Consider the following 17,953-nt stretch of genomic DNA (forward strand, 5'->3'; position numbering starts at 1 on the left):
GATGTGTTGACGGTACGGTTCACTCGCTGCGCCAGATATCGTAGGCGCTCTCCGGCAATTGCTTGAAGGGCCGGAAGCTGATGCCCTTCACATAGCTTGCAGCCGCCACCTGGTCCTCGGGCTCGTAGAGCGGCAGGGCATAGGCCTGGTCGAGAATGGCGAAGCGCTGCAGCTTCGAATAGAGATCGAAGCGTTTCTTCTGGTCCAGTGTCGAGGCGGCCTCGTTCAGCCATTGCGACAGCTCGGGCGCGAAGGCGCGGCTGTAGTTGATGCTGCCGCCCTTATCGAGGGGCAGGTAGTGATACTCTATGTCGATCGCATCCGTCGGCGTATTGGAATTGGCGATCGAGCCGAACTGGCCGGTCTTGCGCCGATCGGTATAAGTGCCGGCATCCACGAAGACGATCTTGAGATCGATGCCGGCATTCTGTCGCGCCTGCGCTTGCAGGGCCTGCAGCAGGACGTCACGCTGATCGCGCACCGTCGCCTGAGCCTGGATGACCTCGATGGTCAGTCGTTTGCCGTCTTTCGTCCTGAAGCCGTCGGCGTCCCGGGCGGTCCAGCCAGCTTCGTCCAGAAGCGCATTTGCCGCCTTGGGATCGGGCTTGTATGTCGCCTCTATGCTCTTGTCGTAGAATTGCGGATCGATCGGCGAGGTGATGCCCCATGCGCGGGTGCGTTCTCCGCGATAGACGGCTTTCAGCACGGCATCGACATCGATTGCTGAGATAAGGGCCTTGCGCACCTTGAGATCCTGGGTCGGTCCCCAGGTGACATTGAGGAACAGCGAATAGGGCGTGCCGGTATTGAGGGCCGTCTGATAGCTGAAGTCCGAATTGTCCTTGAAAAGGCTGGCATCGTTGCCGGCGATCCCTTCGATCACGTCGACCTGGCCGGAGGTGAGCGCCCCGGTGCGGACGGAGGACTCGGACAGGAAGCGATAGGTCACCTCGTCGAGATAGGCCGGGCCATTATGAGCTGATGTCTTGGGTGCCCAATGATAGGCCGGATTCTTGACGAACTGAATGTCCTGTCCCTTGGCATAGCGCTTCAGGACAAAAGGACCGGTTCCCGCAATCTCCGGTCCGCCGGATTTCAGCTGCGTTGAATTGAAGGCCGCCGGCGAAAGGATCTCCAGGCTCGCGGCATAATCGAGAAAGGGGGCATAGACCTGGTTCAAGGTGAAGGAAACGGTATGGTCGTCCAGCGCCTTCGCTTCGACGATACGCGAGACCGGGCCGGCGCTCACGCTGCCGCTATAGGCCGCGTCCTTGAGCTTGGTGAAATTGGTGATGACGGCCTGCGCATCGAGCTTTTGACCATCGGTGAAGCTCACATCGTCACGAAGCTTGAACGTGTAAGTCTTGCCGTCGTCGGAGATCTTGTATTCGGTCGCAAGCCAGGGAACGTAGCCACCATCTGCAGTGCGCGCCAGCAGCGACTCATAGGCGTTGCGCAGCAGCAGCTTGGTCTTGTCCTGTCCATTGAGCTGAGGATTGAGCGTGGCCGGCTCCGTCTCGACGCCCCATGTCAGCTTGCCGCCGCTGATCGGCGTGCCGTCCCCAGCCATGCCAAGGCTTGGCAGCGCCCCCGTCACCAGCATGGCTGCCGTTAGGCCGAGAAAATGTCTGCGCATAAGCATTCCGAGTATCTCCTTGAAATATTCTCTTTGAAAGAACAGCCGCGACTCAGGCTGGTTGATCGAGCCAAATGTCGTAGGCGTTTTCGGGAAGGCGCTTGAAGGGACGGAAACCCACTCCCTTGACGGCAGCCGTTGCTGCAATCTGATCTTCGGGAACATAGAGCGGCAGGCCCAGCGCCTGCTCGCGGAGTGCGAAACGCTGCAGCGCCGAATAGATCCCGAAGCGCTTCCTAGCGTCGAGCGTGGAGGCTGCCTCGGCAAGCCAGGCGGATATTTCAGGCGCCACGCTGCGGCTGTAATTGATCGATCCACCCTTCTCGCGAGGCAGATAATGAAAATAGAGGGTGAGGCCGTTTTCCTGCGTCGTGGTCGAATTCGGAATGATGCCGTATTGGCCGTCGTTCTGCCTGTTCGTATAGGTTCCGGCGTCGACATAGCGCAAGGCGACATCGATGCCGGCATTCTGTCTGGCCTGTGCCTGGACGGCCTCGAGAAGAACGTCGCGCTGATCGCGCAAGGTCGCCTGCGACTGGACGATCTCGATTGTCAGCCGTTTGCCGTCCTTCGTCCGGATGCCATCGCCGTCTCTGCTCGTCCAGCCGGCCTCGTCGAGCAATCTGTTGGCGAGATTGGTATCGAAGCCGTAGCTGCCTTCGATACCCTTGTCGTAGAAATCCGTGTCGGCAGGCGTCAGGACACCCCATGCGCGCTTGCGTTCGCCGCGGTAGACGGACTGAATGATCCGCTCGACATCGATCGCCGCAAGAAAGGCCTTGCGTATCTTGACGTCGCTCGTCGGGGTATTGGTGACATTCAGGTAAAGCGTATAGGGCGTGCCGGTATTTAGCGCGCTTTGATAGGTGAAATCGGAATCGTCGCGGAAAAGTGCTGCGTCATTGCCGGAAATGCCCTCGATGACATGCACTTGGCCCGAGGTCAGCGCGCCGGTGCGGACCGCGGATTCGGGTAGGAAGCGATAGACCACTTCATCGAGATAGGCCGGCCCCTGATGACCCGCATTGCCGGGAGCCCAATTATAGGCCGCGTTTCGAATGAAACGGATTTCCTGACCTTTGACATAGCGATCGAGGATGAAAGGGCCGGTGCCCGCGATTTCGTGCCCGCCTGCCTTTAGTTGCGAAGAGGAAAATGATTTCGGCGAGAGGATCTCGATGCTGGTCGCGCCATCGAGGAAAGGCGCATAAACATCGTTAAGCTTGAGTACGACCGTGTGAGGATCGAGCGCGATCGCCTCGGAAATGTGGGAGACGTGACCGGCACTGATGCTGCCGGAATAGATCGGCTCTTTCAGTTTCAGGAAGTTCGTTACGACGGCTTCAGCGTCGAATTTCTCCCCGTCGCTGAAGATCACGTCATCGCGGAGGTTGAAGGTATAGGCCCTGCCGTCCTCGGATACCGCATAGTCTTTCGCCAACCATGGCACGTAGCCGCCATCCGGGGAGCGGGCGAGAAGGCATTCGTAGGCATTGCGCAGGATGAGTTTCGCCTTGGCCTGGCCGTTCAGATGCGGATTGAGCGTGGTCGGTTCCGTTTCGACGCCCCAGATCAGGGACCCGCCGTGCGCCGGCTTGTCATCCGCCAGCGTTTCGGCCGCTTGCAGTCCGGTGGACAGAGACAGAGCAGCAATCGCTGAACTCTTCAAAAAATCTCTTCTGGTTACCACGGTATTCTTTCCCATGTCATTTTGGCCCATGTCATTTTGGACCGCCTCCCAATCAGGCCGCAGCGGCCTTGCGCGTGCCGGCCAGCAATTCGATGGTGCTGAGACGGTGCGCACCTTCGGAAACCGGGCAGTCGATCACAAATTCTTCGATGCCGAATCCCTTGTGCAGGCGCTGCAGTTCCAGATGGACGTCGGCCGGCGTTCCTCGAATGACCCGTGGGCTTCTCTCCTCGATCCGATAATCCGTCGCGCCCGCCTGGCGAACATATTCGAGCGCCTGCTCGTGGCTGCCGACATTGACGCTTTGTCCATCCTTGATTTGCAGGTGGAACCGGCGTGTATCGCCTAGGAGGCTGTTGGCAACTGAGGCCGTCTGCGCCGTTACGACGCTGACGGCGAGCAGTGCAGTTTTGCCACCCGCCTGCCGGTAGGCCGACAGCGACTGCGAGATCGCTTCGTCGTCACCATGGATGTGACCCGCATAGACAAAGCCCCAGCCGAGACGAGCGGCCAATCTCGCGCTGTCCGGGCTCGCGCCGAGCAGGAAGCGGCCGGGCGGCTCGTCGGGCGCGGGAAAGGCGGCAAGGTCCTCTGCTTTGCGTTCGGCGTCCTGTTCATGGCGCAGGAAACCATCCAGTTCGGCCAGCTGCGCTTCGAACGATGGCTTGCGCGAGGGATCATATGCTTTCTGAAGAGCACCAGTCGAAAGCGGAAGACCGCCTGGCGCTTTGCCGACCCCAAGGTCGACACGTTCCGGCGCTAGCGCCGCCAGCAGGTTGAAGTTCTCGGCAACCTTGTAGGCGCTGTAATGCTGCAGCATCACGCCGCCGGAGCCTATACGGATGCGCCTCGTATGTGCCAGCAGGTAGCCGATCAATACTTCGGGGGAAGAGCTTGCAAGTTTGGGGGAGTTGTGATGCTCGGCAACCCAGAAGCGCCGATAGCCCAATTCTTCGGCTCGTCTGGCAAGCGCCAGGCTGCGCTGTAATGCTTGCGACGCGCGTTCGGCGCCGTCAATCGGGCTCTTGTCGAGAAAACTCAGGGCGTAAGACATCTGTCCTCATGTGGCATCGGCAACATCAATTGCTATAATCTATATTTTTAATAGATTATTAGATCGAGCAATGATGTTTTAATCGTCGCCTGCACAATGAAAGATCATGCCGTGCGACATCCTCCTGAAATTATACGTCCTGAGGCAGCGAAGCATTGGATGATCGAGAGACGGCAGGGTCGATCGGTGGGTTCCCGATGATAGGCTTCAGCTATCGGTAGGAGGCATTCCCGTGGCTGATATGTCGACCACGGGAATTTTCGTCCGTCGGCAAGGACTGGGCATTGGATCTTCGGCTACGGAGGTGAGTGAGATGGATTTGCCTAAACATCCTGACGATTATCGGAACCAAAAGCGCACGCTCGCGTAGATTTAGACGACGAGCCTTCGTTCGGTTCTGGCGAGGAGCGGAATGCCCTGAACCGTTTCAATACCCAGGAAGGGTAATTTGCTTTCCACGGCGACACGCAGAGTAACTTCGAAAGGAGGACCTGATGTCGAATTATACACCTTTGGTCCTGTTTTTCATCTCTGCGGGGCTGCTGATTTGCATGATTGGAATCGGCTTGGCTTCCCTTATTCAGTGAAAATATCCCGGTGACGCCTCTGGATGTGCGGAATCTGGTGGTCGTGACCAAAGAGGGTCGAGAACAACTGAACGATTGAAGCCGGAATCCGGGAAATGCCGGGCGTCAATTGCTGTTAAGCGAATTTCGGCCCCACCAGCGACATCGGATTTTCCTGGAAGGATCGAAAGCGTGTTATGGATATTCGCGTCAATGCTTCTAAGCAGGGTGAGTAAGGCAATCGAATTTTTCCATCAGTTATCGGAGCCGCTTTGGAATCGTTGCGCTTCCGTTAGTGAGATGCTCTCCGTAGAAGTTGCAGCCTCGGACGCGAAACATGGGACGACATGGGCATATCACGGTTAGAGAATGGCAGTCCGCGCAAAATCAGTCTCTATGAGGAGCTCTTTGGGCGGCTGAAGGCCGAGATTCTCGATGGGGCAGTGCCCGAGGGCGCAGTGCTGACCGAGGCTGCCCTTGCGGACCTGATAGATAGCAGCCGGGCGCCGGTACGCCAGGCGCTGCAGCTCCTCTTCGAGGATGGATTGATCACACGGTTTGACGGTCGCGGTTTTATTGTCGGCAAGACGGGGACTCTTCCGAAGCGGATCAAACTTGCGGACTATCTCGGCAAATTGTTCGCTGAGGATGACGACAGGCCAGTCTTCGCCTGGCAGGCGCTCTATGAAGATGTCGAAAGCATCGTTGTCTATCGCTCCTTCTTCGGCCGTTATCGCATCAATGAAAACGAGCTCGCACGGCATTTCGGCGTCGGGCGTGGGGTAGCACGCGATGTGTTGCTGAAACTTGAAACGCTCGGCATTACGGAGAAGGACGATAATTTCCGCTGGTCGATCGTACCGCTCGATAGCCAGCGCATTCGCGACCTCTACGAGGTGCGCGAGCAAATCGAGCCGGTGGCGCTCGCAAGCGCCTTGGGCGGACTTTCGGCAGAACATGTCGATGCGATGCTGTCACGGCTGGCACTGGCGCTCGCGGATTACCCCGATGTCTCGGCCTCGACCATGTACGAACTGGAACTGGACCTTCATCTGCGCAGCTTGCAGGCTTGCCCGAACAAGGAGTTCCTGAGCATCCTGAAGCGGACGCATTGCATCCTGACCCTCAGCAAGCACATCGTCGGCAGCCGCATCAAGAGGCCGGAATACGAGCCGTTTCTTGCGGAGCATATCGGTGTCTTCAAGATGGTGCAAAAGCGGGACGAGGAGGGACTTCGCAAAGCCATGCGCGATCACATCAGCAATTCGCAGCCCAATGTGCAGGCGCGTGCTGCTTATATCCGCGAGCACTATCAGCCGGACGAATACAGTTTCATCCTCTAATGCGCTACGGCATCACGTGATGGCGCCGACCTGCCAGGGAACGAATTCATTGTCGCCATAGTCGAAGGTCTCGCTCAGCGTCTTCTTGCCGGAGGCGACAGCGATGATTTCCTCGAAGATACGTTCGCCCGCCGCCTCGATTGTGTCGTCGCCACTAACGATGTCGCCACAGTTGATGTCCATATCCTCGCGCATATGGTTGTACATCTCGGTATTGGTGGCGATCTTGACGCAGGGTGCCGGCTTGAAGCCGGAGACGGAGCCTCGGCCCGTCGTGAAGCAGATCACATTGCAGCCGCCGGCGACCTGGCCGGTGACGGCAACCGGATCATAGCCGGGCGTATCCATGAAAACGAAACCAGGTTCGTCGACAATCTCCGAATATTCGTAGACGGCCTTCAGCGGCATAGAGCCGCCCTTGGCGACCGCCCCGAGCGACTTCTCAAGGATGGTCGTCAACCCGCCGAGCTTGTTGCCGTAGGAGGGGTTGTTGTTGAGCTCCGCACCGTTGCGGCGGGTATAGTCGCGCCACCAGTCGATCCGGGAGAGCAGCTTTTCGGCGACCGCGGGCGTGACCGCTCTGCGCGTCAGCAGATGTTCCGCGCCATAGATCTCCGGCGTTTCCGCCAGAACCGAGGTGCCGCCATTTCGCACGAGGAAATCGGAGGCATAGCCGAGCGCCGGATTGGCCGAAATGCCCGAATAGCCATCGGAGCCGCCGCATTCCAGCGCGAGCTTGATGCCGGAAAGCGACTGGACGGTGCGCGTGGCGGAATTGACCTCCGGCAGCATGTCCTTGATCATCTCCGACGCGGCGGCGATCGTCTTGCGGGTGCCGCCGAGATCCTGGATCGTCATGGTGCGCAGTCGATTTCCCTCCTCCAGCTTGTAATGCTCCAGGATGGGGGCGATCTGATTGGTTTCGCAGCCAAGCCCGATCATCAGGATACCGCCGAAATTCGGATGCCGCGCATAGCCCTGCAGGGTACGGGCCAGGTAGCGATAGCCCTCCGACTGGGTGTTGATGGCGCAGCCGCCGCCGTGAGTGAGCGCCACCACGCCATCGACATTGTCGAAGCCCTCGAGCCCGCCGGTGCGATTGAAATGTTCGGCGATATATTTCGAGACGGTTGCCGAGCAATTGACCGTCGTGATGATGCCGATGAAATTGCGCGTCCCAACGCCGCCTGCGCCGCGGTCGAAGCCCATGAAGGTCCGACAGTCCTCGCGCGGCAGCATGCCGGTCTCTTCGATATCAACGCTGAACTGATAGGGATGATCGGATTCGATCACCGCCAGGTTCTGCAGATGGACGTGGCCGCCGGCGGGGATGAACTGTGTCGCGACGCCGATCGGCTGGCCGAATTTGCGGATCTCCTGGCCGGCCTGGATGTCGCGAACCGCCACCTTGTGGCCACGCGGGATCTGGTCTGCAGCAATCAAGCCGTCGATGCCGGTCGGGCTGCCGGCGCGGATCATCACGCGAGCGACCGCGACATCGTCGATTGAGTTGAGCAGGATGACAGGCGAAACGGCGGACATGGGAAGTTCCGTATGGTTGGATTAATGTCTATTGCTAGCAATAGACAATTATTCGAGGGAAGACGTCAAGCAAGATCGACGGAGCGGGCAGGGCTTGCTTTCAGTCGCGGGGTTGGCGCGCCAGCCAGGCGGAAAGATCGGCTTCCGCACGTTCGAGCGCGCTATGGTTGAGAAGTTTTCTTAAGAAGGCCACGGCAACCGCGCGCGCTCTCAAATTGAAACGGCCATCATCATCCTGACCGCCGAGCGGCTGATAGACGCCGAGTTTCACATAGAGCTGCTGCAATCGGTTCTGGACGCTGCGGACCGAGAGATTGCGCCTCTGGGAAATGGCGCGATCGGTCAATCCAAGAGCGATATCGATCAGAATCTCATATTCGGCCTCGGTGAACCCGTTGACATTGCCGAGGCTCTTTTGCTGCATGCCACGCACTTCGCGGTCGATCACGCACTGGCTTTCGATGAAGATGCTGCGAAGCGCCAGCTTCAGGCGGTCGTCCGAGGCCGATTTCAGGACATAGCCATAGACGGCGCCGGCAGGCACGATGCGCGAAACGCCGCGAACATAGGCCTCGTCCGAATAGTTCGACCAGAACAGGATGCGCGTCTCTGGTCGCTCCTTCCAGATCGTGCGGGCCGCCTCGATGCCATTGCGCTGGCTCATCTGCAGATCCATGACAATATGAGAGGACCTCAAATCCCGCGCCAGCCGTTCGCCCGCATTGCCGTTTTCCGCCTCCAGCACGCCGTCGCATTCGGGAAGTGCAGCGCGGATCGCCTCATTGAGATAGGAGCGATGGAGCGGGTCGTCCTCGATGATCAGAACCTTCATGCGGCAGCTCCTCCAGCCGTTTGCGCGATGGCAGGCAGGCTGACACTGACAATCGTTCCACTGGACGCCGCAGCGGCCTTGATCGAAAAGCGCGCTGAAATCAGGCGCGCACGCGTCCGCATGTTTTCGATACCGCCGCCGGATAATCTGCGGGTATTTCCAAGGCCGACACCGTCATCGACGACATCGATGGTGACCGCACCGTCGGCCGCTTTCAGATGAACCGCGAGGCTCTCAGCCTGAGCGTGGCGAATGGCGTTATTGATAGCCTCCTGCGCGATGCGGAACAGAGCGATGGACACCGATTGTTCAAGGCAGTCGATCGCGCCGCCAGTCTCGTCGTTCAGTGTCCAAGTCAAAGTCGCGCCGCTCTCCTGGATTGACCGTTCGAGATGGTTTTCGATCGCCTGCGCGAAGCCGAACAGTTGAAGGACGGAAGGCTTGGCCTCTTCGATGATCTGGCGAAGATCGTGCATGCTGTGCTGCAAACCGCGAAAGAGCGGCTCAAGTGCCTCGCCGGTGACATCGGGCTGTCGGGCAAGCCGTTCCAGCCGCCGGCAGAGGCGGGTCAGATCGGCGAGAATTTGGTCGTGCAGGTCCATGCCGATGCGCTGACGCTCCGCTTCCAGCGCTTCGGTCAGCTTCAGAGCGCCGAGACGAAGCCCCTCTTCGCGGGCGCGGGCCTCGGCTTCCACGATTGCCGAGCGTTTAGCCTGGTCGGCCGCGCGGATAGCGAAAAAATGGGGTGCTAACAGATCGGCAATCACGCGGGCACTTTCGACGTGCTGCATGGTGTAGAAGCTGGTCTGATGGCTTGAGCAGGAAAGCGCGCCGATGACATGACCCTGTACTTTCAGCGGCACGTGCAGACGGCTATGCAGCGATTGATGAAAGATCGGATGCGAGAAAGCGCCCTGAAAATGGAATTGCGGATCGTTCCAGGCATCATCGGTTAAGAGGTAGTCTGTCTCGCCCCAGAGAAGCGTGCGGATGGGGCTGTTGCTCACGGGTGCGGGAAAGCGGCGACCCCAGTCCGTTTCCAGTCCGCTTTCATAGGCGGTATGAAATTGCTCGTCCGTCAGGATGATGCAGACGTCGAGATGGTCATGCGGGATGACATGGCTGATTTCGGCGGCGACGGCCTGGATGACCGAGTGAAAGTCGAGCTGACCGGCAAGAAGCCTCGATATGTTGAGATAATGGTCGAAGACCGATTGCGGCGCCAGATCGCGCAAGGACAAGCCCTCCCAGGCAATGCGCGGACCTCTGCTCCTCCGGCCGCGCAGCATGCAAATTTCCGACACCATTAAGCACCGATCCGAGCGATCCGTCTTGCGGATTTGCGCATCTTTTCTGCGGGATCCCGCAAGGTCCCGCCCTTTAAGCGCCTGTACAAGCGTCACAATCTCGGACATCCTGTTTCTACTGACAGGGCAACCTTCAGTGCAAATATTATTTTCGATCGTTCGTTGAGGAGCGCGTTCGAAAATCTTGGCCTGGAAGATGAAGTACAGGCGCTTTGGGAGGAAAAAATGAATATTGCCAAGATGCTTATGGCGTCCGCCGTCATCGCTTGCGTTGCCGCGCCGGGTGATGCCTTTGCCGATACGTCATCCAAGAAAATTGCCTTGTCGAACAATTATGCCGGCAATTCCTGGCGCCAGGCCATGTTGACGAGCTGGCAGAAGGTCACCGGCGAAGCGGTCAAGACGGGTGTCGTTGCCGCCGCTGATCCGTTCACGACGGCTGAAAACCAGGCAACCGAGCAGGCTGCCCAAATCCAGAACATGATCCTGCAGGGCTATGATGCGATCGTCATCGATGCTGCATCGCCGACGGCGCTGAACGGCGCCATCAAGGAAGCCTGCGATGCCAAGATCGTCGTTGTCTCCTTCGACGGCATCGTCACCGAACCTTGCGCCTGGCGTATCGCCGTCGACTTCAAGGGCATGGGCGCAAGCCAGATCGAATATCTCGCCAAGAAAATGCCGAAGGGCGGCAACGTACTCGAAATCCGCGGGCTTGCCGGCGTCTCCGTCGATGACGAGATCTCGGCGGGTATCCACGAGGCTGCCGCCAAATACCCGCAGTTTAAGATCGTCGGTTCGGTTCATGGCGACTGGGCTCAGGATGTCGCCCAGCGTGCGGTTGCCGGCATTCTCCCCAGCCTTCCCGATATTGCCGCGGTCGTGACCCAGGGCGGTGATGGTTATGGGGCCGCGCAGGCCTTTGCCGCCGCCAAGCGTCCAATGCCGACCATCGTCATGGGCAACCGCCAGGATGAGCTTGCCTGGTGGAAGAAGGAGAAGGATGCCAGCGGCTACGAGACCATGTCCGTCTCGATTGCCCCCGGTGTGTCCACGCTCGCCTTCTGGGTCGCCCAGCAGATCCTGGATGGCCAAGAGGTGAAGAAGGACTTGGTCGTTCCGTTCCTGCGCATCGATCAGGACAATCTCGAAACCAATCTCGCCAACACGCAGGCGGGCGGTGTCGCGAATGTCGAATATACGCTCGATGACGCCAAGAAAGTCATCGCTGCGGCGAAGTAACCGATATCTACGAGCCGTAGAGACGAGCGCCGCAGATAAAAAGGCGGCGCCTGCCGATGCAACGCCCGAACCGGACGATTCATGATTGCAGCCAAAGACAATGCTTTGAAGAGACAGGATGCCGGCCCGCAGGCCGTCGTTTCCGCCCGTGGCATCAAGGTGCATTTCGGCGCGGTAAAAGCGCTCGATGGCGCCGATCTGACCGTTCATGCCGGCGAGTGTATCGGGCTCGTCGGCCACAATGGCGCCGGCAAGTCGACGATCGTCAACGTCATCAATGGCGGCCTCAGCCCGCACGAGGGCAGCGTCACCTATGAGGGAGACGACAGCGTGCACGGCGTCAATGCGGCGCGCGCCCACGGGATTCGCTGCGTTTTTCAGGAATTGTCGCTCGCCCCAAATCTCACCGTCGTCGAGAACATGCGGGTGGTCCATCGCGGCCTTGCCGGCTGGAACTGGCGGCGGCAGGCGGCGGCAATCGTTCGCGCCAAGCTCGACGAAATTTTCGCCGGCCACAGGATCGACGTCATGCGGACGGTTGGTGAACTCTCGATTGCCGAGCGGCAGATGGTGGAGATCGCGATCACCTTTTGTGCCGTCGGCGAGACGCCGAAGCTGGTCATTCTCGATGAGCCGACCTCCTCGCTCGATGCAGGCCTTGCCGCGCAATTGATGACTTATGTGCGCAGTTTTGTGCAGGCGGGCGGCGCAGTCATGCTGATCTCGCATATTCTTGGCGAGATCCTTTCGACCGCAAGCCGAATTCTGGTCATGAAGGACGGCCGCGTCGTCGCCGATCGCACCGCTCAAGATTTCACCGTCCACAGCCTGGTCCAGGCAATGGGCAGTGTCGTCAAGGAACAGGACCGCTCGCGCAGGGGCGAGGAAGGCGCCGCATCGTCTCCTCTACTGGCGCTGGCGGCGCGAGGGGGCAGGGGCATTGGCTTCAATGCCCGCAAGGGCGAAGTGATAGGACTTGCCGGGCTTGCTGGTCATGGCCAGACCGACATGCTGCTCGATCTCCATCGCTCGCTTTCGCACAACTGGTTTCCAGGCAGGCAAGGCAATATCGCTTTTGTTGCCGGCGACCGGAGCCTGAACGGCACGTTTCCGCTTTGGAGCATCCTGAAAAACCTCAGCATTGCCTCGCTTGGCGATTTTTCGCGTCTGTCGGTCGTTGATCGCGGGCGCGAGGATCGCCTCGGTGCAGACTGGAAAGGCCGTATCGAAATCCGGACTCCGACGATGGCAAATGGCATTCTGTCCCTGTCCGGCGGCAATCAGCAGAAGGTGCTGTTCGCCCGCGCTTTGGCGACGACCGCGCCGATCGTGCTGATGGACGATCCGATGCGCGGTGTCGACATCGGCACCAAGCAGGAGGTCTACAGGATCTTGAGCGACGAGGCTTCGTCCGGCCGGACGTTTATCTGGTATTCGACCGAGATGGACGAGATACGGCTCTGCGACCGCGCCTATGTCTTTCGCGACGGCGCCATCGTCGCCGAGCTGGTTGGAGATGACATCACGGAGGAAAATGTGCTGGCGGCTTCCTTTGCCGGGGAGGGCGCATGAGTCGTCCGTCTTCTGCTACCCTCCGCCTGCTTATCCCGGCCCTATCGCTCGCCGTGCTGCTCGTCGCCGTCTTTTATCTGCAGCCGCGTGCCATGAGCTATGTCGGCCTCAATCTGCTCTTCAACCTCGCCGTGCCGATTGCTTTGGCGACGGTTGCGCAGATGATGATCATGTCGGTCAACGATCTCGATCTCTCGATGGGGACCTTCGTCAGCTTCACGGCCTGTGTGGCGGCGACCTATCTGCAATCTGCTCCGCTCATCGGCATCCTCATTCTGGCGGCTGCAATTGCAGTCTATGCCGCAATCGGCATCGTCATCTACATCAGGGATCTGCCGTCGATCGTGGTTACGCTCGGCATGAGCTTCGTCTGGGGTGGCCTGGCGGTCCTGCTGCTGCCGGCACCGGGCGGTACCGCGCCCCATTGGGCGCGCTGGCTGATGACTTCGAAGCCGCCGCTAATCCCCATTGCGATCATAGCCAGCATCGTCATCGCGCTGTTTGCCCATCTGATCGTCATGCGCTCCTCCTTCGGGGTATTGATCCGCGGCGTCGGCGGCAATCAGCGATCGCTGCAGCGTGCCGGCTGGTCCGTCGTCAGCCTGCGTGCCGCGGCCTATGCGCTGGCGGGTTTCTTTGCCGTGTTGGCAGGCATTGCGCTGGTCGGGCTGACCACTTCGGCGGATGCGAATATCGCGCTGCGTTACACATTGCTGTCGATCGCTGGCGTCATTCTCGGCGGCGGGGAGTTTACCGGCGGCCGCGTCTCGCCGGTGGGTGCCGTCATCGGCGCGCTGACATTGACCCTGGCGGGCTCCTTCCTGTCGTTTCTGCGGATATCGCCCGACTGGCAGATCGGCGCGCAGGGCGCAATCCTGATTATTGTGCTCGCCCTCAGGCTCTTGCTCAATCGCGTCGAAAAGCGGGAGAAACAATCATGATCGCGCTTGCCGTGCTCAGCCGCAAACCCTGGATATGGTCCTTTGTCGCCGCAATCGCGGTGTGGATCATCACCGTTCTCTTTACCGGCGGCGCCAGTTCCATCGGCCTGTCGCAGGCTGCACTCACCTTTGCGGCATTCTCTGTTATCGTCGGCATTGGCCAGATGTTCGTCATCACGCTCGGGCCTGGCAATATCGATCTTTCCGTGCCGGCGACGATGACGCTTGCTGGCACGATCGCGCTTAAACTCATGAATGTCGACGACGGCATGATCGTGCCCGGCCTGCTAGTGTCGGTCGTCATCGGTCTTGGCATCGGGATCGGCAATTATGCCCTGATCAAGCTGCTGCGCATTCCGCCGATCATCGCAACACTCTCCATGAGTTTCATCATTCAGTCGACCGCCATCTGGAGCAATCGCGGCCTGCGGATCAAGCCGCCCGAATATCTGGCCGAATTCACGACATCGGGAATATTCGGCATTCCGAATGTCGCCATCGTCGCCCTGCTGCTATCGGCGCTTGCCTGGATTCTCCTGGAAAAGACCATCTATGGCCGCTGGATCTCGGCGATCGGCCAGAGCATGTTTGCGGCGCGCATGGCCGGCATTCCCGTCGAGGGAACGCGTCTTGCGACTTATGTGCTCTGCGCCATCCTGGCCTCGATCTGCGGCTATCTGCTGGCGAGCTTCTCCGGCGGTGCGGCCCTCAACATGGGCGCGGAATATCTGCTGATGTCGATCGCTGTCGTCATCATCGGCGGCACGGCCGTTGCCGGCGGTGACTCGAACGTGCCGGGCATCTGGGGCGCCTCGCTGTTCATGTTTCTCGTCGTCTCGATGCTCAACACCTATGGCTTCGGCGCAGGCCCAAGGCTTGTTCTGACCGGCCTGATCATTATTGCCGTCATTCTCGTTGCCGGCGGGCGCCCCGCAGGCGGGCGCTGAACTCTCTCCCAAAAGACCCCTAGGAAAACTGCGATGCCCAACGACGCTCCTTCCCTTTACGAAATCTACGACACGCGCTTCCGCAATTTGATCGTCCCGAGCGCCGGCCTGGAGGAGCTTTACTCGGATTGCCGTTGGGCAGAGGGACCAGTTTGGTTTGCGGACGCCGGATGCCTGATCTGGAGCGACATTCCCAATGAGCGCATGCTGCGCTGGGTGCCGGGCGGCCATGTCTCGGTCTTTCGCTCACCCTCGAATTTCGCCAATGGCAATACGCGCGACCGTCAGGGGCGGTTGATATCCTGCGAACATGGCGGCCGTCGTGTGACGCGCACGGAGATCGACGGTTCGATTACCGTGCTTGCCGACAGCTATAAGGGCAAGCGCCTGAACTCACCCAACGACGTGATCGTCCGCTCGGACGGAACGATCTGGTTTACCGATCCGACTTACGGCATTCTCTCGAATTACGAGGGTTACAAGGCGGAGCCGGAGCAGCCGACCCGCAACGTCTACCGCCTCGATCCGTCGACGGGGGCGTTGGACGTAGTGGCGGATGATTTCCGTCAGCCGAACGGCTTGGCCTTCTCACCGGACGAGACGAAACTCTATGTCGCCGACTCCGCCGCAAGCCACGACGTCAGCGCCCCCCGTCACATTCGCCTCTTCGACGTCGTGGACGGCAAGAAACTCGCAAACGGCCGGGTCTTCTGCAACATCGACACCGGCATTCCGGACGGCTTCCGGGCCGACATAGACGGCAACATATGGACAAGCGCCGGCGCCGGCGTTCATTGTTTTGCGGCCGATGGAGCTTTGATCGGCAAGATCAAGATACCGCAGACGGTTGCTAATCTTACGTTCGGTGGCCCGAAGCGGAACCAGCTTTTTGTTGCGGCAACGCGGTCGCTTTATCGTGTCTTTACTACTGCAACTGGAGCGCAGATGCCTTGAATGGCTGGAGTGTTGCAGATAAGGCGGCGTCGATTGATGGGTCTTGCTCCGATGTTGAGATCTTCAGACCCGCATCTGCCTAACTGACCCATATGTACAATTGGCATCGCCCGCGTGGCAGCCTAAGATTAAAAACTCCAATTAGTCGCCTCGCTCCCTCTCAGCGCATAATCCACGGTTCTTGACCATGTGGTGGCGGTGGCTTTAAATGCCTGGCCTGGGAGGAAAGCGGTTGCTACTATTGGATACTAGTGGCGCGTCTTGCCGAAATAGATAAACTTCGGAACAGATCGCGCAGCTTAAGGTTCTATTCATCTGTTTGCTTGCCCTTCTTCTGAAGCTTGAGTGGTTCTCTAAAAATAATTGATGATGGGCTGATTTCCGGCCAAGCAGATGGATAAAAGTATGTGGGCCTCTAAAACAGACTATGCGAAACTTTACTCGCCTGAGTACTTTGGAAAGTCGTCTGGGAGTGCCAGCTACAATGGCAGCGATTTTGAACGCGTTTTTTTCAATCTCTGCAAGGCCAATAATATTGATTCATTGGTCGATGTTGGCTCTGGAAGTGGAAAGCTTAAGCAGTCGGCGGTATCGGCGGGGATGACGGTCTTCTCATGCGATTTTGACCCTGTAGATAAAGATGCTTTTCATTTTGATCTTTCGCTTGAAGATGCAGATGCCGCAGCCACACTATATAATCAAATAGGTGATCGGGTTGGTTCTGCAGAGTATATTACGACATGTCTCGACGTTTTAGAGCATATTGATATTGAGGATGTCAGTAATGCTCTTTGGAACCTGCACACGATAATAGGAAATCTCGCTGTCGTGTCGGTGTCCACGCGCCCGAGCAGCCGCGGAAATAAGTATCACTCGACAGTCTTGCCTCTATCAACGTGGAAATACTTGTTCGAGCTTTCCGGGTTCGAGATTGTCGATCCGCATTTTTGTTCCGAAGGTCGCAGAATTCTGCCGCTCACGAGCAACGATCCGCTGCTAGGACTTGTCTCTCATTGGGCACAGGCTGATATTTTCAGGGATCGGCTTGATGGAGAGCCGACTTATCTTCTATTGCGAAAAGCAGAGCGACCAACCGACAAAGAAAGCCGCTTGATAAAAATAGACGCAGTGCTCGATATTGCCTATAGAAAGGAAAAACGACTTGCTTTTCATGAGCGACGTTTACAAGCTATTGCTTTAAATATCGGTCATTTCCAGGACTTTCTGGCTCTTCGTCCTCTGCTAGACATTATTCCAAGAGGGCAATGCTCCGCGTTAATTCGACGCGACGTGCTTAAATCCGACGAAATGTCAATGATCGTGGGGCACTTCGAGCGCAATGGGATTCCGGTAGTAATCTATCGAACAGTTGCCGAGATCGATTGGCGATTACTGTCGGTCCGCACACTTGTTTCCGGCTCCGAATCATCGGCGGCAGTCAGCCACGCATTGAACGCGCAGGTTGTCGAGGCTGCAAAGTTGTGGGGCATTAAAACGGTGTTGCTACAGCATGGGATATGGATTGAACCCATGCAAGATCGCGAAATCAATTTTGCCTCCGACACTATTTTAGCATGGGGCGCGGAACATGAGCGGTTTAGAAGCGGCGAGCATTCTGTAGCCGGGATTTCCAGATCTTATAGCGCGCTGAACAGTCGTCGCTTTAAAGCGGCAGGCTCGCCGAAATTTCATGACTCGTTGCTGCAAACGAACTCGGATGTCCTCCGATGGCGGTTGGGTATCGATATATCGAACTACAGCGAATATGTTCTTCTAGGAACGAACCTGAAATGGCCTCAGCATCAGGATGAAAGGTCGCATATTTTAGCGGGCATACGCCGGATGATTCAAAGCAATCCGGAAAAGTTATTCATTATAAAACCTCATCCGTCTGAACGGCATCCTGAATATGCTGAATTGAGAGCAGACAACACACTTGTGCTGGACGACATCCTGCTGGGGTGTATCGATTTGTCGGTATCGAGGCTGTTGGGCGGAATTTCAACAGTTGTGTCTTCTCTTTCGACCTTGTTGCTTGACGGTGCTGTGTTGGGTCGCCGTTGCATCCAGTATGATACCGGAAACAGGCTTCACTATGAATTATGCAAGCCGATTTCCGTTAACGATCTGCATCTTGCGATAAAGAACCCTCTCGCAGCTTCGTTCAGCAGCAAAGATTTTGCATCATACCATAATGATGCGGGCAACGATCATTTTTATGAAGTATTTGCCGAAGCTGTTGGCGATCAATCCTCCAGCGTCCGCAGTTGAGGCGACGGCAGGCGCAAGCAGTGCTTGGGAGGGACAAATAATGTCTCTGCTACCGA

General features: G+C 58.1%; 13 protein-coding genes and 1 pseudogene. 8 read left to right on the top strand and 6 right to left on the bottom strand.

Annotated features, from left to right (window positions below):
* Positions 1–19: 19 nt before the first annotated feature.
* The 3 genes from PH562_RS19625 to PH562_RS19635 are packed head-to-tail and all read right to left on the bottom strand — an operon-like array spanning position 20 to position 4,380.
* The gene (locus PH562_RS19625; RefSeq protein WP_285174979.1) at positions 20–1,642 is read right to left on the bottom strand and encodes an ABC transporter substrate-binding protein; all 1,623 of its coding nucleotides are present in this window, start codon (positions 1,640–1,642) and stop codon (positions 20–22) included.
* Positions 1,643–1,688: 46 nt separating this feature from the next.
* The gene (locus PH562_RS19630) at positions 1,689–3,341 is read right to left on the bottom strand and encodes an ABC transporter substrate-binding protein (protein ID WP_483315364.1); all 1,653 of its coding nucleotides are present in this window, start codon (positions 3,339–3,341) and stop codon (positions 1,689–1,691) included.
* 37 nt (positions 3,342–3,378) lie between these two features.
* Positions 3,379–4,380 (bottom strand): MsnO8 family LLM class oxidoreductase, encoded by a 1,002-nt coding sequence (locus PH562_RS19635; RefSeq protein ID WP_285174982.1) that lies wholly within the window; start codon positions 4,378–4,380, stop codon positions 3,379–3,381.
* 913 nt (positions 4,381–5,293) lie between these two features.
* Between PH562_RS19635 and PH562_RS19640 the strand changes: the two genes are divergently transcribed.
* Entirely contained in the window at positions 5,294–6,289 is a 996-nt protein-coding gene (locus PH562_RS19640; protein ID WP_285174984.1) for a GntR family transcriptional regulator, read from the top strand.
* 12 nt (positions 6,290–6,301) lie between these two features.
* On the opposite strand, the gene PH562_RS19645 is transcribed toward PH562_RS19640, so the two are convergent.
* The 3 genes from PH562_RS19645 to PH562_RS19655 form a co-directional block, all read right to left on the bottom strand.
* A complete protein-coding gene (locus PH562_RS19645; RefSeq protein ID WP_285174986.1) occupies positions 6,302–7,831 on the bottom strand; it encodes a UxaA family hydrolase in 1,530 nt (509 codons plus the stop codon).
* A gap of 100 nt (positions 7,832–7,931) precedes the next feature.
* Positions 7,932–8,663 (bottom strand): response regulator transcription factor, encoded by a 732-nt coding sequence (locus tag PH562_RS19650; protein WP_285174987.1) that lies wholly within the window; start codon positions 8,661–8,663, stop codon positions 7,932–7,934.
* Positions 8,660–9,898: a GAF domain-containing sensor histidine kinase gene (locus PH562_RS19655; protein WP_285175256.1), complete on the bottom strand. Its 1,239-nt coding sequence runs from the start codon at positions 9,896–9,898 to the stop codon at positions 8,660–8,662. The genes PH562_RS19650 and PH562_RS19655 overlap by 4 nt, the downstream gene beginning before the upstream one ends.
* Positions 9,899–10,195: 297 nt before the next feature.
* Here PH562_RS19655 and PH562_RS19660 point away from each other — a divergent pair, with 297 nt between their 5' ends.
* The 7 genes and pseudogenes from PH562_RS19660 (at position 10,196) to PH562_RS19685 (ending at position 17,897) form a co-directional block, all read left to right on the top strand.
* Complete coding sequence (locus PH562_RS19660) at positions 10,196–11,212, top strand: ABC transporter substrate-binding protein (RefSeq protein WP_285174990.1); 1,017 nt, start codon at positions 10,196–10,198, stop codon at positions 11,210–11,212.
* An 81-nt stretch (positions 11,213–11,293) separates the two neighbouring features.
* A complete protein-coding gene (locus PH562_RS19665; RefSeq protein ID WP_285174992.1) occupies positions 11,294–12,784 on the top strand; it encodes a sugar ABC transporter ATP-binding protein in 1,491 nt (496 codons plus the stop codon).
* Positions 12,781–13,725, top strand: coding sequence for an ABC transporter permease (locus PH562_RS19670; RefSeq protein ID WP_285174994.1), 945 nt, complete (start codon positions 12,781–12,783; stop codon positions 13,723–13,725). The genes PH562_RS19665 and PH562_RS19670 overlap by 4 nt, the downstream gene beginning before the upstream one ends.
* Entirely contained in the window at positions 13,722–14,672 is a 951-nt protein-coding gene (locus PH562_RS19675) for an ABC transporter permease (RefSeq protein ID WP_285174996.1), read from the top strand. Before PH562_RS19670 ends, PH562_RS19675 begins: the two co-directional genes overlap by 4 nt.
* 33 nt (positions 14,673–14,705) lie before the next feature.
* Positions 14,706–15,626: an SMP-30/gluconolactonase/LRE family protein gene (locus tag PH562_RS19680; RefSeq protein WP_285174998.1), complete on the top strand. Its 921-nt coding sequence runs from the start codon at positions 14,706–14,708 to the stop codon at positions 15,624–15,626.
* 72 nt (positions 15,627–15,698) lie between these two features.
* A pseudogene (locus tag PH562_RS30820) lies at positions 15,699–15,811 on the top strand (IS481 family transposase); the annotation flags it as partial.
* Between the two features lie 220 nt (positions 15,812–16,031).
* Positions 16,032–17,897, top strand: a complete 1,866-nt coding sequence (locus PH562_RS19685; RefSeq protein WP_285175000.1) for a hypothetical protein — start codon at positions 16,032–16,034, stop codon at positions 17,895–17,897.
* Positions 17,898–17,953 lie beyond the last annotated feature (56 nt).

It is taken from the genome of Rhizobium centroccidentale, assembly GCF_030182565.1.
Lineage (GTDB): Bacteria > Pseudomonadota > Alphaproteobacteria > Rhizobiales > Rhizobiaceae > Rhizobium.